12 protein-coding genes are annotated in these 17,975 nt (G+C 33.4%); 9 read left to right on the top strand and 3 right to left on the bottom strand.

Annotated elements, in window-relative coordinates; all coding sequences use genetic code 11:
- The first annotated feature begins 300 nt into the window (after positions 1-300).
- The 4 genes from AC27VX_RS22740 to AC27VX_RS22725 all read left to right on the top strand — a co-directional run bounded on the left by AC27VX_RS22740 (position 301) and on the right by AC27VX_RS22725 (position 4,352).
- A complete protein-coding gene (locus tag AC27VX_RS22740) occupies positions 301-759 on the top strand; it encodes a GtrA family protein (RefSeq protein ID WP_236857323.1) in 459 nt (152 codons plus the stop codon).
- 3 nt (positions 760-762) lie between these two features.
- Positions 763-1,491 carry a lysophospholipid acyltransferase family protein gene (locus AC27VX_RS22735; RefSeq protein ID WP_236857322.1) on the top strand — a complete coding sequence of 243 codons (729 nt, stop codon included), beginning with the start codon at positions 763-765 and terminating at the stop codon, positions 1,489-1,491.
- Positions 1,492-1,531: 40 nt separating this feature from the next.
- Positions 1,532-3,301, top strand: a complete 1,770-nt coding sequence (locus AC27VX_RS22730; protein WP_488698177.1) for an MFS transporter — start codon at positions 1,532-1,534, stop codon at positions 3,299-3,301.
- Between the two features lie 94 nt (positions 3,302-3,395).
- Positions 3,396-4,352 (top strand): DUF3810 domain-containing protein, encoded by a 957-nt coding sequence (locus AC27VX_RS22725; protein WP_300691349.1) that lies wholly within the window; start codon positions 3,396-3,398, stop codon positions 4,350-4,352.
- A gap of 811 nt (positions 4,353-5,163) precedes the next feature.
- Here AC27VX_RS22725 and AC27VX_RS22720 read toward each other — a convergent pair.
- The 3 genes from AC27VX_RS22720 to AC27VX_RS22710 are packed head-to-tail and all read right to left on the bottom strand — an operon-like array spanning position 5,164 to position 10,438.
- Positions 5,164-6,018, bottom strand: coding sequence for a thiopeptide-type bacteriocin biosynthesis protein (locus AC27VX_RS22720; RefSeq protein ID WP_236857319.1), 855 nt, complete (start codon positions 6,016-6,018; stop codon positions 5,164-5,166).
- On the bottom strand, positions 6,019-8,199 hold the full coding sequence (locus tag AC27VX_RS22715) for a lantibiotic dehydratase family protein (RefSeq protein ID WP_488698174.1): 2,181 nt from the start codon (positions 8,197-8,199) through the stop codon (positions 6,019-6,021).
- Positions 8,200-8,203: 4 nt separating this feature from the next.
- Positions 8,204-10,438, bottom strand: a complete 2,235-nt coding sequence (locus tag AC27VX_RS22710; RefSeq protein ID WP_236857317.1) for a CocE/NonD family hydrolase — start codon at positions 10,436-10,438, stop codon at positions 8,204-8,206.
- Between the two features lie 423 nt (positions 10,439-10,861).
- On the opposite strand from AC27VX_RS22710, the gene AC27VX_RS22705 reads away from it, so the two are divergent.
- The 5 genes from AC27VX_RS22705 (at position 10,862) to AC27VX_RS22685 (ending at position 17,732) form a co-directional block, all read left to right on the top strand.
- Positions 10,862-12,376 (top strand): vitamin K epoxide reductase family protein, encoded by a 1,515-nt coding sequence (locus AC27VX_RS22705; protein WP_488698172.1) that lies wholly within the window; start codon positions 10,862-10,864, stop codon positions 12,374-12,376.
- Positions 12,377-12,668: 292 nt separating this feature from the next.
- Positions 12,669-14,861, top strand: coding sequence for a peptidase domain-containing ABC transporter (locus AC27VX_RS22700; protein WP_236857305.1), 2,193 nt, complete (start codon positions 12,669-12,671; stop codon positions 14,859-14,861).
- A gap of 64 nt (positions 14,862-14,925) precedes the next feature.
- Complete coding sequence (locus AC27VX_RS22695) at positions 14,926-15,120, top strand: hypothetical protein (protein ID WP_236857304.1); 195 nt, start codon at positions 14,926-14,928, stop codon at positions 15,118-15,120.
- 45 nt (positions 15,121-15,165) lie between these two features.
- Positions 15,166-16,464 (top strand): HlyD family secretion protein, encoded by a 1,299-nt coding sequence (locus AC27VX_RS22690; RefSeq protein WP_236857303.1) that lies wholly within the window; start codon positions 15,166-15,168, stop codon positions 16,462-16,464.
- A gap of 434 nt (positions 16,465-16,898) precedes the next feature.
- Entirely contained in the window at positions 16,899-17,732 is an 834-nt protein-coding gene (locus tag AC27VX_RS22685; RefSeq protein WP_488698169.1) for a GLPGLI family protein, read from the top strand.
- The last annotated feature ends 243 nt before the right edge of the window (positions 17,733-17,975 follow it).

The raw sequence follows: 17,975 nt of genomic DNA, 5'->3' as shown, positions 1-17,975 counted from the left end.
AGATAGGAAAAACCATCAACACAAGGCGTTGAAAATGAATTTATTATCAGGTTATTATCATCTCGTTCTGAATATTAAAATTAGACATAATTTTAATTAAAAAAAATATTTTAACAACTTTTTTCAGTGTTTAACATATAGTTATAAATTTGCATATCCATATTGTAAAGTATCATAATTATTAATGCATAAAATCTATTATTAATAGTTTAGATACAATTGATTCGTTTTTTTAAAACACTAAACAATTTGATTTTTAATACAATAGGAACTATATTTTCAGTTTTTTATATTAATTGAATGAAAGAAATACTCATCCGCCAAAAACAGGTTTTGTTCTTCATCATAGCAGGAGGACTAAGTGCTATTGTAGAGATTGGGAGCTTTAAGATATTCAGCACTTCCCTGCCCCATTTCTTTGTAAGAGAAACCAATTTTCATGGGGTACACTATCCTTTAAGTAATATTTTCTCTACCTGCTGCGGGATTATCACCAATTACTTTTTGAGTATCTGGTTTGTTTTTGAAAGAGGAAAACATTCCAAGAAAAAAGAGTTTATTTATTTCATGGCGGTATCTTTTGTTTCAACTTTACTGAGTTTAACTTTTTTCCAGGTATTTTACAGTTTCGTATTTAAGGATAATATCAATTTAATTTTTTATACCTTGAGTCCGGAAATGATCAGTAAAATTGCAGCAATCTTATTGGTTTCTATCCTGAATTATTCGGTAAAAAAGAAAGTAATTTTTAACGGTTAAGTTGTGGCAAAAATTTTAAATTATCTATGGAGATTCTGGCTGCTGTTGCTGGCTTTTGTTTTAACGGTAATGATTGGAATCCCTGTTTATATTTTATCCTTTAATAAAAAGCATTACAAGTATGCTTATAAGCTCATCAGACTCTGGTGTTTCGGGATGTTCTATGGAATGGGTTTCAGATATGATCTCATCCGACTTTCGGAACAGAAAAAAGACAGGACCAGACAGTATGTATTCATTTCCAATCATACTTCCCTTATGGACATTATGCTTACCTGCATCCTATTTCCCCACCACCCTATTTGCTTTGTAGGAAAGAAAGAACTTGTAAAGATTCCTATTTTCGGTACTATCTACAAGAGAATATGCGTGATGGTAGACAGAACCAGCGCAAGAAGCCGTGCAGATGTCTACAGAAGATGCGCTGAGAAAATGGAGGAAGGAAGCAGCATTGCTATTTTCCCGGAAGGCGGTGTTCCTGATGATACTTCTATTATACTGGATGATTTTAAAGACGGGGCATTTATGTTATCTTCCAAGCATCATTCTCCTATTGCAGTATATACTTTTATCGGACTTAAGGAAATGTTTCCTTTTGAAAGCGGCAAAGGATACCCCGGAAGAGTAAAGGTTTATTTCAATGGAATTATCGAACCTACCAACTCTCCGAAAGACCTCAAAGAAGAGGCTTACCAAGTCATTAAAAAAACGCTCATAGAGCACTCTATTTAAAAGAATTAATTATATTTGTTTGCGAAATTTTCAATAAATTATGTCAAAAACCAACCAGCCGACTAATTACCCGGCATTGTACACACTTGTACTTGTATTTTTTTTCTGGGGTTTTATTGCTGCCGGCAATAGTATTTTCATCCCATTCTGTAAAAACTATTTTTCTCTCGACCAGTTTCAGTCACAGTTAATAGATTTTGCTTTTTATACTGCTTACTTCCTGGGAGCACTGCTGCTGTTCATAGCCAGTACGATAAAAGGAATTGATATTATCGGCAAATGGGGATATAAAAAGAGTATTGTTTACGGCCTCTTGCTCTCCGCCATTGGTGCCGCTATTATGATTGTTGCTGTCAAAAGTAATGTATATTACGGAATGCTTATAGGGCTTTTTGTAGTGGCATTGGGTTTTTCTATTCAACAGACTGCTGCGAATCCTTTTGCCGTCCTGCTAGGAGATCCTAAAACCGGAGCGAGCAGACAGAATCTAGCAGGAGGAATCAACTCTTTCGGAACGTCCATCGGACCTATTATCGTTGGGCTGGCTCTTTTCGGTACAACTGCTACTGTAGATGATGATCAGATCAAACATCTTGCTCTGGATAAGGTTATTTTACTGTATACAGCGGTAGGTGCGCTTTTCCTGATTGCTGCCGGAGTCTTCTATTTTTCAAAAAAACTTCCGGACGGCATTTCTACTGAACCTATGGAAAAAGCTGGAAAAGCCAGAAAAACATTGATTGCAATGACGATACTTGTCATTCTTTTCTTTATTCCGGTATTCAACAGCTACAATTCTGAAGAAGCAAAAACCATTGAAACATTGGGTAATGAAATAACAATGTTGGAAAAAACTTCGGAAAAAGAAACAAACACAGTAACCATTGATACCTATCAGAAAGAGATTGCTAAGAAAAAAATTGAACTGGAAACCGTAAAGCATCCATTAGAGAAAACAAGAATGCTCTACCTTGGGGGAGCTTTGCTTTCAGTAATAATATGCCTTATTTTCGCTAATACCAGCGCTAAAAAAGATTCTGAAGGCTGGGGAGCGATGAAATATCCACAGCTTGTTCTGGGAATGATCGCTATTTTGGCTTATGTAGGGGTGGAAGTGGCTATAGGAAGCAACCTTGGAGAGCTTTTAAGTATGCCTGAATTTGGCGGCCATCAGTCTTCTGACCTGGCTCCCTATATTTCAATGTATTGGGGAAGTTTAATGATCGGAAGATGGACGGGTGCTATTGCAGTTTTCAATTTGAATAAGCAGCAGCAGACCATTGCAACTATTATTGTTCCTTTTATTGCTTTTTCAGTTATTATCGGGATCAATACACTGGCTCAGAAAGATATGTCCCACCTTTACTTCTATGCAATTTGTGTGGCTATTCAGGTTATATTATTCTTAATCAGTAAAAATAAACCTGCTGTTACATTGATTATTTTCGGATTGTTTGGCACAGCGGCTATGATCACCGGATTGCTTACTACCGGTAATTTTGCAATCTACGCATTCCTTTCCGGAGGACTTGCCTGCAGTATTATGTGGCCTTCTATTTTCACACTAGCCATCACAGGATTAGGAAAATATACTGCGCAGGGATCTGCTTTTCTGGTAATGATGATTTTGGGAGGAGGTATTATTCCGCCACTCCAGGGAAAACTTTCTGATATTATTGGTATTCACAGCTCATACATTATTCCTGTATTGTGCTTTGTGTATATTACTTTATTTGCATATCTGGCTAAAAAATCTTTATTTAGACAAGGAATTAACGTTGACGTTTTAGAATCCGAAGGTGCTCACTAAAAATATACTACATATATATAAGAAGAAGAGATTTTGGGCAGGTTTATTACTTGCCCAATTTCTTTTGTTTTATTGTTTTTCGAAATCACGGCTAATGGTTTCTTTTTTTGAAAGCTTTTTTGAGTTTCAGAAAACCGCTCATCAGCTGCTGTTCAGCTGGATCCCGTTTTCTATGGGAGATGCTATATATATACTATTGGGTATCTTTCTTTTGTATTATCTTACAGCAATATTCAAGAAAAGCAAAAGAAACAATGCTATTGTAAAGATTCTGAGCATCATTAATATCTTTTACTTCACTTATCAGATCTTCTGGGGAATGTTATATTTTCAGACTCCGATTATCAAGAAACTTTCAAGTCAGGATTCACCGGAAATCGATAAAGCAAAAGAACTTGCAATCCGTTACCTTGAAAAATGTAAAATAACAAGGGCTGCTGTACGTGAAGATCAACAAGGCGTATTCCTCATTACCAGTCTGAACGCTGTACAAAAGGAAATTTTAAAACAACAGACTAAATTACCCTCTTCTATTTCAAATAAGAAGGTATCACAGGTTTTATCCATTAAACCCAGTCTCTTTAAAAATGTCATGAGCTTTACAGGAATTCTGGGGTACTATAATCCTTTTACCGCCGAAGCACAGTACAACTCTGAACTGCCTGCCACTTTCGTTCCCTTTACTACAGCTCATGAAAGTTCTCACCAGCTGGGTTTTGCCAGAGAACAGGAAGCTAACTTTGTAGGATATTTGATAGGTGTTCATTCCAGTAATATGGATCTGAGATACAGCACTGAATACTTTACTTTAAAAAGTCTTTTAAGATTCATTGTAGAAGATGATCCGGAATTTGTAAAGTCTGTTCTTACCCATTATTCTCCAGGGATGAAAAGGGACCGCGCTTATGAAAAAAAGTTTGTCTACAGTCATCAGGGCTGGCTGGATGACTTTTTTGGATATACTAACAATCTGTTCCTTAAAAGTAACCAGCAAGAAGGATCAGTCACTTATTCTTACTTCATAGATCTTCTTTTAAACTACGAAAAATAGAAGACGATAGTACTTTTGGCGAATACTCCAGAAACTCTGCATCTTGAATTTTATTTTATCTGTAAAGATTATTTTGCTGGTATTTTTTAAGATAATAAATGTCTTATAAATCTTTTCTCCTAAAAAGAAATTTCATTTACTTTCTCAAAATAAAGTATTAGAATTACAATTCTGCTCTAATCAAACAAAATCCTATTTAATTTGGTTACAAAAACAGCATAATTTCAGATATAACTCCTATTTCGCCTTTGGGTATATTTCTCATATTTCTCTATACAGACATCTGGCCTGAAATCTTTATGATTGATCTTCAATAGGCATAAAAAAAGAATCGTATCAGGCGATACGATTCTAAAAACACAAATGATGAAAAAAAATTTATTACCTTGACTTGTTCCCTCATTCAAGGCGATGTAAAAGTACGATATATTTTATAATTACAAAAACATTTCTTTTCTTTTTTAAAACTTTATGAAAACTTTATGATTTTTTAAGTTCTCTTGAGTTTTTTTGAGTTCAACTCCCGCTATCACTCATCATAATCAGCACCTTAACATTACAATAAAATTATAGCTAAAGTCCATTTATGATACAAAAAGATCAAAAAAAAGGGCACTTAATTGAAAACAAAATATTCCTGTTATCTTATACTTTTAATGAATAGAAAATTAGAGTTATTATTCATTACGCTAAAAATATTTTTAAAATCAGATTTTTTAATTAATAGATTTAAGATATAATATTCTGGCTTTTTTGTTATCTAAAGAAATGGGTATTTTATATAGCAGCAACTTTACAAAAGCTACTGTCACTATTTATTTTCTTTCAAATTATTTTTAAAAGCAAGTTTTCTATAATGCCGAAAAAGATAATCATAAATAACCATTTCGAACAAACGCTGATTGGATATAAACATCCGGTTGATATGCATATGAAATATGCTTTGAAAAAAATCTTGTACTGATGAAGAATAATGTTCTAAAATATTCTGTATTATTTTCTCATTATCATAAACATCAGCAATAATATCCTGCCTAAAGTATAAGAATTCATTTGAATTTACAAATTCAGAATATTTTGGAGCAAACTTACGGTATTTTTTGTCAAGCTGACTGTTGAGCTTTTTATCTGCGTTAAATTCATTTTTAAAAGCGAGATTGAATTCTTTGATCCATCTCAGTTTCTCCGAAATAGGCACTCCAAGACTCTCCAGTGTTCTATCAATATAAAAAAGAGATACTATAATTTTTTCCTCATCATCAAAATGAAGATATTCACGAAGTATACTTACACTACTTTTCCAAAATAATAACTCAGCATCTTCCATTGTATTTTCTCCGTACCTTTCTATCTCCCTTTGATAGGTGTCCACTATAAATTTTGAAATTTCTCCTGAATCAATATATTCCTGTAAATAATTTTTAATTAACACAATAGCTTTGCCAAGCTTGTCAGGCTCTGGAATTTCAAAACGTATCCTCAAATGAGGATCGGGGTCACTATATCTGATAAAAAACCATTTCTCTGTTAGGCTTTCATTCTTAAATAGTTCTAGTAATGGCTTTATAGCCTCCTCTAAAATAATATCTGCTGTTTTTATTCCTGTATAAAGTTTAATATATAGCCATTTGCTTCCGGGAATGAATTTCCTTGTAATCTTTTTCATTTACTCATCTTTATATAGAGAAAATACAAACTGATAAGCAAAATCATTTTTTTCATTGTAAAGAAACTCTTCGATTATAATGGACTCTTTTAGTTCTATCGTATCAATGAGTAATTTTGTCCATTCATAATTTTCCAGATTAAAAGTTAGTGTATTATCTCCTTCCACCCATTGTATCCATTTTGGAATTCTTCTTTTTTCACGCCATTGTTTTATTTCAGATAAAAACAGACCTATATCATTAATAAACTGTAATAGTGAACTGATATCTTCTTTATTTATTTTCCATTTTGCCTTTGCAAGAATTATATTTTTATACTCCACCCGAGGTAAAAAGTTATACATCTTCTCAAGATTCCCCCAATGAAATCCTAGGTTAGAATGTTTTCCCTGTAATGAAAAATCAGAAAGAAAGTGATAAACCGGCAATGAATCCCAAGAATAGTTATGTGCATTGGTGAGATGAGGCTTTATCTCCTTATTCAGTTTTTGGGAACGCAGTATTATTTTATCATCTTTTAAAGAGATCCACAAATCATCTATTGCTATTTGATTTTCTATAGGCAATGTTGAAGAGGCTAGATAAGGAATTTCATAATCCCTAAGCAGAGGGCGGCGGATCACATTTCCAATTCTTGCATCAGGTAAGTGTACAATTTCTGCCAAGATAGTTTGTGAGTCTAGTTCTTTTTCTTTGTCTGCGATCAATTTTGTTAAATTTCTAACTTTCGATTTTTCTGAACAGAATCTAGCAGACAGATTTGCAGCACTGCTCACTCCTCCGTATAAAAATAGTTTTTCTTCATTTGCTTCTGAAACAATTTCTGACATTACAGATAGGGTATCAGGAAGATAATCCCAGTGTTCTTCAAATTGTTTAAAGTCTTCATCAGCAAGCTGAATTATACACAGACCATCCAACAAACAATTCTGTATTTTGAGATTTAAAATAACTTCTACTGGATTTAAACAAATATGAATATCGGGTACCGATACATCCGGAATATTCAAATCATCAAAATAAGGAACCAATCCGTTTCCTAGACTGTCTCGCCTATAGCCTATGCCGATTTCAGTGTCCATTACATAAGCCAATGAGACTTCTTGTGTTTCGAATCTTTCGCTAAAGGCTTTTTTAAATCTTTCAAAAACAGTCTGTTTATTAAATAATGTCATCTTATTGAGGAAAGCAATTCCCTTTTTTAGTTCTTTCTTCCAATATAAATCTAAAGAATGTTCATTCCGAAAATACAAATCCGTCTGAAATAAATATTTATGGTCATAATCTGTTGTTAAGGCTTTAATAAGTTCTTCAATTTCTTTATATAAAGAAACAGGGTTCCCAATATTCAAATCCAGTGCTTCAAGTTTTTTACGGATAGAAACTAACATTTCAACTTCTTTTTCAGCCTCAATATTCTTCAATTTTGTGATTATTATATTTAGAAATTCTTCACCAGAAACATTAGGTTCCAGATCACTGACCAAAATCTGGTTTTCAATCAACTCATCTACAAATCCTTTTGCTTCTTCAGGGCTGACTTCATCATTTATTATTATTTGAACAATCTGATCAATCCTCTTTCCTGCTTTAGCTAAATATAATATATCATCTAACTCTTTCGATCTATAAGCAGATGAAATAATATACTGCTTTTTTTCTTTAAAATATTCGTACTCTACATAACGTATACGACGTCCAACCTTATAAATACTACTATTAGGGAAATAGAGAATTTTATTCTTTATATAAGATAAACGAGCTAGATTCTGAGACAATCCTACCAGAAATTGCATATCTAATTTGGTATCTCTTATGTAAGTATTATCAACATGTTCATTATTCTTATTCTGAAAAGATCCTAAACCAACTCCTGCAAATAAACCGAATGGTGTGCAGCGGGTACTTATGCGATTATAGTACTTTAATATGGTCTGTATTAATTTCTCCTGTTTCTTCGATGAAAAGTTGACTCCGGATTTCACCCATCCTTCAATCTGGCTATGCAAATAAGGTGAAGCAAGATAAATGGCTTCCATAAAAACAGGATCTGAGCAGATCTTTTTCAATTCATTTTCTGAAATACAATCATGATCAGCCTTTATCAAAAAATCCTGAAGAGCAAATAACGATGAGCGGAAGATATATTGATCAAAAAATTGATAGGGAAATTTTGACATTCTATTATTTTAAGACAGAAACTTCTATATAACTATCCGTATACCATTTGATATCCAGAGGTTCTTTAGCATCAGCAATCGTTTCACTACTTACATCTTTTCCTGTTCCATAATTTATTTGGGCATCTGCACTTTTCCTGATTCCTAAAACCAGTATAAGTTTACTCCCTTTTTCTATCTTTCTTCCCGTAGAAAAGGTATTATGTATTGGAATCGACTCTTTAACAAATGGTTTTAACAATCTCCTTTTAGTATTATCTTTTGCATAACTTACTCTTGCAAAATAATCATGACATAATTTAAGATACTGCCCATTATGTAGTTTTTCGTAAAACTCCATAGTAATATCCATATCTTTTTTATTAATAGAGGCCTTTAATTCTCCAGTAAAATTCCCAATGATTTCTGTGGGCTTATCAAAAGCATCACTTTCAAAAATAAGTTTATACTTTATGAACGTCTCATCTATTGCATTATCAAGTATTTTTTCACTATCCAAACTTTTTAAAGTGTCTTCTCTTTCTAAGAAATCAATTTTTTGGGCAATGAAACCTGGCTCAGGCTTCAATTCCTGCAGTGTTGTTTTATTAAAAAACAGCTTTAATTTTCGACTCGTTATTTTATCTAGGCTTGGAGCACTCATCCATCGATTAGAACCCATTATTTGAAAATTAACTTTATCTTTTAGAAATTCAGGCTTCTTACTTCCTTTCAAAATATAATCAAACCATTGATAAGAAAGATCTTCTATATCAATATTTGCAACAGGATCAATCATATAACCCTTATAATTTTCACTTACTCCCGATACGACACCAGCATGGCTATAAGGCCCCATTACCAAATAATGATTGGCATTTTTATTATATTTATAATGTTCATTAAAATAATACATGGCACCTCTCTGATCTGCATCATAATATCCGGTAAAAGTTAAAACAGGAATATTAATCTTAGAAAAATCTTTTTTGTAAGGCATTTTAGATCGCCAAAATACATCAAAAGAAGGGTGTTTCAGCCATTCTTGAAAAATAGGATTTTGCCCTCCATACATGCTATCTAATTTATTGAAGGCTATTCCACTTTTATAATAAGAATTATAAACAGATAGCCATTCTTTTTCGTCACTAAAGAGTTTATAATCCGTTTCTTTTTTCACATAACTTAGCCAGCGAAGCATGTATGGACTATAACTATTATTAAACATTGGAAAATCTATTCCAAAACCTACTGATGCTGATGGGATAATTGTTTTCAGAGCAGGATGTAAATTTTTGGTAGCAGCCCATTGACTAAAGCCATCATAACTTCCTCCAAGCATTCCTACCTTTCCATTACTCCATGGTTGCTTTATAATCCAATCTATTACTTGGTTTACATCATTTATTTCAAATTCGAACGGGATAATAGTGCCATTACTCATAGATACCCCTCTGCTTGAGGCATTCACAATATTATAACCTTTGTCAGCACTTATCTTTGATTGCAAGATATGAGAATCGCTATTACGTGAATAAACCGAAAAATGTAAAATTGTAGGTAAAGGCTGCTCTATTTTTTTATTGAGAACATAGTAAAGGGAAATCTCCTTATCTTTTTCAGTTTTAACAATAATACTATCCTTAACTAAAAAGTTTTCTTTATCTAATTTTTTTAAAACTCTTTCTGCTATTGAAAAAGTTTTCTCTATAGTAATATGTGTATTATAATTTCTACACAATAAAACTGCATTTTTTAATGAAATACTATCATTCTTTATACTGTCTCTCAATATTTTAATTACCTCATTTTTATTAAAGCCTTTTTTAAACTTAAATGAATCAGGAATCAAATACCTAGATTGTATTGGCAACTGATTATACCTTTCTCTAAGTATATTTTCGTAAGCAGACTCAATATCTGTAGCTTTAGTTGCATTTTTAACTAATAAATATAATTCGAATTGAATACCTATTATTTTCGAATAATAAGGATATGAATTTTTATAGTTATTGCGTATACTATATATAGTTTTTATAGCACCATTATAATCTTTATCCAACATTTGAAGTCTAAAATAATTGTCTTGATATTTTAGAGAATCTTTTTCTTTATAGCTCCTTATAAGGTCCTTGTTAAGAAGAAGTAATCTATTTTCAAAATCTGGATTTTCTAGTTCTATTTTCTTAAAATAAAGTTTCTGAGAAGAACAATAAAATAAAAAAAATAAAAAAAACAAACACCATTTTCTTTTACTCATTTTAAAAAATTATTAATCAATTACCACCATTATCCGTTATTGGCTCAGTTGGCTTTGTTGGTTTCGTTGGTTTCGTTGGCTTAGGACAATTGATACTTGTAGTAGTATCACCATTCGTTACATTATCATCTCCACTTATACAGAAAGAACGCATACTGATAAAAGTAGGCTTGATATTTCTAAACCTTTAAAATGTGGCTACAATCCATACACTACAAAATGGGAGGATTGGGCTAAAAATCCTTTGAAGCACAAAGCTATACAATATTATAATATAAAAAATTCATCTTTCAAACCCACCACTAAAAAATAAAATACTGAAAGTCAAACCGAATTCATCAATACGTGTATATATCTCACTAATAAAAGAAAAAAATTTTTGTATATTTAAAACATCTGTGTATTTTAGATAAAAATATTAACATGATTTTTGACAAACTAATTAACTATCTCAAACTTGATAAACAGGAGTTCATTTTTCAGTTTAACTCTCATCCTAATTACCCGTCAGCACTCGCTTTTAGTGATACTTTGAATTTTATGGGGGTAAAAAATGATGCCTACGAGCTTGATAAAGAATATTGGGATGAGCTGCCGGAGGAATTTATTGCCATTGTTGAAAACTCTTTTTCTCTGGTAAAAAAATCAGGAAGCGGCTACTCAGTATATTCAGAAAAAGCAAAAAACTTTGAAAAAGAAGAGCTCTATAATAAGTCCACAGATTTTGTACTTCTATTTGAAAAGGCAGAAAAGGCAGAAAGTAAACTTGCTTTCAATTTTAAACCTGTCCTGTACTGTGTTTTTGCTGTTATTCTGGCCTATTCTTTTTTAAGCCAAACTATATATGAAGCTGTTTTTAACCTTCTTTCACTGGCTGGTGTATACATTTCACTGGAGATTTACAACCAGAAGTTCGGAAATACTTCTACTGTAATTGGAAGTATATGTGGTGGTGGAGCGCCTGGTGCTGCACAGACAGTCAATTCCTGTGATAAAATTATTAAGCAAGATAAAACCAGTATTTTGGGATTAAAGTTTTCTGATTTTTCCCTGATTTACTTTGTGGGACTTGCCATATTAGGACTGTTTTTACCAGCAACAGCGTATCTCGTAAAGGGCTTTACTTTTGTTTCAGTGATTGCAATCGGGTACTCAGTATATATTCAGGCTTTTGTAGAAAAAACATTTTGTAGAGTTTGTCTTTTAATTATTTCGATCCTTGCCGGACAACTGATCTTAAGTATCCTATTTTTTCAAAACCTTTCTTTTGGAGTTGGAGCTCTTTTACTGACAATTATCCTTTGGGCTCTTGTCTTCTCGGCTGTCATTTATTTCAATACAATTCTTGAGGAGAAGGAAACCCTTCAGAAGTCTAATGCGAAAAACCTAAGATTTAAAAGAAACTATGAGCTTTTCAAAGATCAGCTTCAACAAAATGAGAAGATAGAATTCCAGGATACCCATACTTTTTCAGTAGGAAAGAAAGATTCAAAACTTCGCATTGCTATTGTTTCTAATCCTTACTGTGGCTTTTGTAAAGATGCTCATAAACTGGCTGAAGGCTTATTAGAGAAATATCCTAATGAAATCTCTCTGCAAATGAGATTCAACTATACTCAGGAAAGAGCCAACGAGAAATATACTCAGCTTATTTCTGACCTTACACATATCTATCATCATAAACATGAAAAAGATTTTCTTAATGCTGTAGAGACATGGTTTGAAACAAAAGACGAAGGTAAGATCAATACGCTCTCCGGAGGGGCTGCAACGTCAGAAAACCTGAATCTACTCGTTGAAATGTCAAGAGAAAACAGTAATGCCGGATTAAGCTTTACTCCCATCTTTATTATCAATGGATATCAGTTTCCGGATAAATATGACCGTGAAGATCTTCTCTTCTTTATAGATGAACTAATAGATGATGAAGACCTTTAACAATTAAATCTCACTCGTTTAAAAATTTCACTATCTTAGGAAAAACAAAAACCAGTTATTATGAAAAATCTAAAGAAATTCACCAGAGAGAATTTTAAAATATTGAAACACCAGATTACCCAACAATAGATAAAATTACGAGTGAAGCAAGCTGTTAAGATCTATATGAAGACAAAGAATCAACGCTTGCAAAAAATGGAGCTATCGGCTTTCCATTTCATTGAGTTAGAATATTGAATTAAAATTAAAAATGTCGTCATCCGTTGGCGACATTTTATAATGAGCATTAATTTTGAAAAAATTTCCTTTTTATAAGCAACCAGACACAAAAGACTGTGGACCTACCTGTCTTAGGATCGTAAGCAAGCATTACGGAAAAAGCATTTCGCTTCAGCAAATCCGTAACCTTTCTGAGACAACACGTGAAGGCAGCAGCCTCCTTGGATTGAGTGATGCTGCAGAAAATCTCGGATTCCGTTCATTGGGAGTCCAAATCGACTTTAATACGCTCACAGAAGAAGTTCCGTTTCCATGTATTGCCCATTGGAACAAAAACCATTTTGTAGTAGTTTATAAAATTGATAAAAATAATAAAGTATATATATCGGATCCCAGTTATGGCCTTATTACCTATACCCGGGAAGAATTCATCAAATTCTGGATCGGTGAAAATGCCAATGAAAATACAGAAGAAGGAATTGTCCTTATCCTGGAAACAACTCCTTCTTTCTTCCAGACTGAATTCGATGGTGAAGAAAGTAAAGCCAGCTTTTCTTTTCTCTCCAAGTATCTGTTTAAATACAAGTCACTTGTTATTCAGCTTGCTGTGGGATTATTGGCAGGAAGTTTACTTTCACTTATTTTCCCCTTCCTTACCCAAAGTATTGTAGACGTAGGTATTCAGAATCAGGATATTAACTTTATCTATTTGGTTTTGCTTGCTCAGGTGATGCTTTTCCTCGGAAGAATGGGAATAGAAACCATCCGAAGCTGGATCCTGCTCCACCTTTCGGCCAGAATAAATATCTCCATCATTTCCGATTTCTTTATCAAACTGATGAGACTTCCAATAAGCTTCTTCGATACGAGAATGACAGGGGATATTATGCAGAGAATTAATGACCACCACAGAATAGAACAGTTACTTACAAGTTCTTCACTGAACACCCTGTTCTCATTGGTCAATCTTATTATTTTCAGTATTGTTCTACTACTTTACGATTACAGACTTTTCGTTGTATATCTGGTAGGTGCTGTATCTTATATTGGCTGGATCACTTTTTTCCTGAAAAAAAGAAAAGAGCTTGATTATAAAAGATTCTCTCAGGTATCGCAGGAACAGAGTAAAGTCATAGAACTGATCAATGGAATGCAGGAAATCAAGATGCATAATGCTGAAAAGCACAAGCGTTGGGACTGGGAGTTTCTACAGGTAAAACTTTTTAAAATCAGAATAAAATCTCTTTCGTTGGAACAATGGCAGTCTGTGGGAGGAAACTTCATTAATCAAATGAAAGATATTTTGGTCAGTTTCCTTTCTGCTAAACTTGTTTTAAGCGGAAACCTTACTTTAGGGATGATGCTTTCGGTACAGTACATCATTGGACAGCTGAACAGTCCTTTATTACAGCTTATCGACTTTATTAAACAAACTCAGGATGCTAAAATTTCCCTTGAAAGATTGGGTGAGATTCATGATAAAGATGATGAAGAGGATAAAAATGAACAATATGCTACAGACGTTCCTCAGAAAGACATTGAAATCAGCAATATGTCTTTCCGGTATATTGGATCTGATGTTCCTGTTTTTGAAAACCTTAGCCTTTCCATCCCTTATCAGCAGACCACAGCTATTGTAGGAGCCAGCGGAAGTGGAAAGACAACCTTATTAAAGCTTCTGATGAAATTTTATGAGCCTGATCAGGGAGAAATTAAAATCGGAAATACCAATCTCAGAAATGTTTCTCCAAGATTTTGGAGAGATCAATGTGGAGTGGTAATGCAGGAAGGTTATGTATTCAATGATACCATCGCTAATAATATTGCTGTGGGGCAAGATCATATTGACAAACAAAAGTTGAGACGGGCTGTAGAAATTGCCAATATCAAAGAATTTATAGAAAGTCTTCCATTAAGCTACAATACCAAGATCGGAAATGAAGGAGTAGGGGTAAGTGGAGGTCAGAAACAAAGATTGTTCATAGCAAGAGCTGTATACAAATCTCCAGAGTACATCCTATTTGATGAAGCTACATCTGCTCTGGATGCCAACAATGAAAAGGTAATCATGGAAAACCTTGAGCAGTTCTTTAAAGGGAAAACAGCGGTAGTCATAGCACACCGACTATCCACTGTAAGACATGCTGATAAAATCATTGTGCTGGATAAGGGAAAAGTAGTAGAAGAAGGCAGCCACGCAGAACTTGTAGATTTACGGGGAGAATATTACAGACTTGTAAGAAATCAACTTGAATTGGGAAGCTAATCCAAATCATCAATACAGCGGAATCCGAAAAGCTTACAGAGTAGGAAATTAAAAACTAAATATTATGAAAAATCTAAAAAAACTTTCAAGAAAAGATCTGACTTTTGTCAAAGGAGGAGTAGTAATTCCTGGCAACAACTGTTGTGGTTCCTGGTGTCTGGGCAGCTGGATGCCATGTAACATCCACCACCTTGCGTGTCCACCGGATGCAGATACTTCACCACCATCATGGTATGATGGTAATTGCCCATTTGCTTAAACAATATTCCCCCTGAAATACTGGGGGAAATTTTACCTTAGAAAAATGAAAGAAGACATTTTAGACAATATTGAACTCCGTTCAGAAAGCGTACAGGATATTCTTACCCAGCCTCCCCATTGGATGATACGCTGGGGGAACTCTATTATACTTATTATTCTCTTGCTTATTCTTGCGATGAGTTACATTATAAAATACCCGGAATTTGTACCGGCTCCTATAATCGTTACTTCTCAGAATCCTCCTGAGAAAATAGAGGCCAGAACCAGTTCCAAGATTGAGAAAATATTCATAAAAGACCATCAGGAAGTAAAGAAAAATGAAGTATTGATGGTGATGCAGTCTGCAGCTAATTATAAAGATATTTTAGCCTTAAAAAAGATCGTAGACTCTACTGCACCCAACCAGCTAGGGTCCTTTCCTGTATCTGAAACCGGAAAATTCAAACTGGGAGAGTTACAGGGAGAATACAACAGCTTCGCAAAGGCCTTTCAGGATGAAGAGCTTTTCACAAGGCTACAGCCTTATGCTCCGGAAAATCTGGCAACCAACCAGAGTATTTCAGAATATAGAGTCCGAGCAGCTACACTGAGACAGCAGAAAAATCTAGAATCTGTAAAATATGATCTGACGAAAAAAAACTTTCACAGATCTCAGGAACTCTTCAATCAGGGGGTCATTTCAGCTATGGAACTTGAAAATGAAAAAATAAAATATCTTCAGGCGCAACAAAACCTTGAAAATATCAATATTTCCATATCACAAACAGAAGAAGGGATATCCAATCTTAATAAAACTAGAAGCGGAACTGCTATTAATACGGAAAAAGACAGAATAACCTATTCTTCGCAGACTCTGCAGCTATTTGAGCAATTGAGAAAATCTTTAAAACAATGGGAACAGAGCTACCTTGTAATATCATCCACTGATGGCGTTGCCAGCTTCCAGCAGTTTTTTGGGGAAAATCAGTTTGTAAAAAGCGGTGAACCTATCTTATCTATCCTTCCAAAGAATAAAGAGAAATTAGTAGGCAGAATGTCTGTTCCTACTATTAACTCAGGAAAGATTACTCCTGGAGAGAAAGTATTGATTAAACTTGACAACTACCGCTTTCAGGAATATGGGATTATAGAAGGAAAGGTTCAGAACATCTCTCTTATTCCTGATGAAAAAGGAAACTATTATGTAGATGTCGTATTACCGAAAGGATTAAAAACAAGCTATAATAAAACGCTTACATTCGATAAAGAGCTTAGAGGCAGTGCAGAAATTGTGACACAGGACCTAAGGCTTATTGAAAGATTTTTCTACCAGATCAGAAAATTACTTGGCTATCAATCCTGATAAAGCCAAACAGAAAATATATAAACCGTCTCATCATTGATAAAGGCGGTTTTTTATTGATCTCCTGTTTTAAAAAGTAAAAGCCGTGGACAAAGCAAAAAAATAAATTAATTTAAGCTTATTTCTAGTAATGATTTATCCATATGCTTTAATATTCCACTTATAAACAATCTACGGGAACAATGGAAAAATATTTATAAAAACAACTTTTACAGATGAAGAATCTGTGGATAATGAGGTTGATAGTATAAGTTTTAAAATTAACGTGAACTATAATTATAAAGAAAATACGAGTCAGGTAAAATAGTACCAGTATCGAAAAATTCCATAATTTTATCGTAGAATAATGAGATATAAAAAGTCTGATATATAGTATAAAATGCGATAACTATTTCTCCTATTTTAAAAATATTCTTTAAAAACCAATAATCATTATGTCAACCCGACTATTCCTCATTTTATTGATGAGCTGTTTTTTTACTTCCGCACAGACTCATCGTTTTATTTACGAATTACAATTCAAAATAGATTCAACCTCCACTGATTACATTAAAACCAACATGGTCTTGGATATTAATCCAAAGGATGTCAAATTTTATGAAAACATATTTCTTAGAATGGATTCAATCAATAGAGCTAATCAGAATTCCCGCTTTCGAACCTGGGGCTTCCAAAATATTATCACAAGGGAGCGTAATTCCTTCAAAAATAAAAATTTCGAAAATTTGGATGATTTGTTTGTCTATCAAACTGATGATCCAATGAAATGGAATTTAAGCAATGAAATAAAAATGGCAGATATATATCTTCTACAAAAAGCCACTACATTTTTTGGGGGAAGATTTTGGACAGCATGGTTTTGCAAAGATATTCCTTTTAATGAAGGTCCCTATAAGTTTAGAGGTTTGCCCGGGTTAATATTTCAAATTTATGATTCAAAAAGTCAATTTAAATATAGCATGTTGCAGTCAAAGTCATTTGATATGATCTATGATACAACAGGTTTCATAGAAAACTATGCAGATACGAAACCTTTAGAGGTCAGTGAGCAAATGGTTCAGAAAAAAAAGTTAGAAAAATTCAATGAGCCATTCAAAGATTTTACTTTACAATTTGATAAGCAACCCGATGTACAGTATTTTTACAGAGGCACACAAATTACAAGTAAAGACCAGTTGAAAGTCTTTGAGAAACAGGCACAAGAAGTAATGGTAAGAGAAAATAATCCAATTGAAGTTAACAAAGTTATTCACTACCCAAAAAAATAATTCAGAAATAAAGTATTTAAAATTCGCTTAAAGAAAATTGAGCTGCGAGCTATTTAAGATCAAGATGTAAAACTTGTGACGTATTCAGGAGTATTTATATTGAAACTGCTTAAACTTTTTGACACTATCCCACGAAGTGTGTAAGTTAAAAAGTTAGGGCTTGGATTTTATAATCTGAGCCTTTGTTCAAAAATAAGCATAAACTGGTTAAGAACAATACCCCAATTTTGAATTGACATGGTC

Source organism: Chryseobacterium sp. 14P4.3.2 (genome assembly GCF_057799275.1).
Note: the sequence above shows the minus strand (reverse complement) of the source record. Positions and strands in the feature narration are given on the sequence as shown.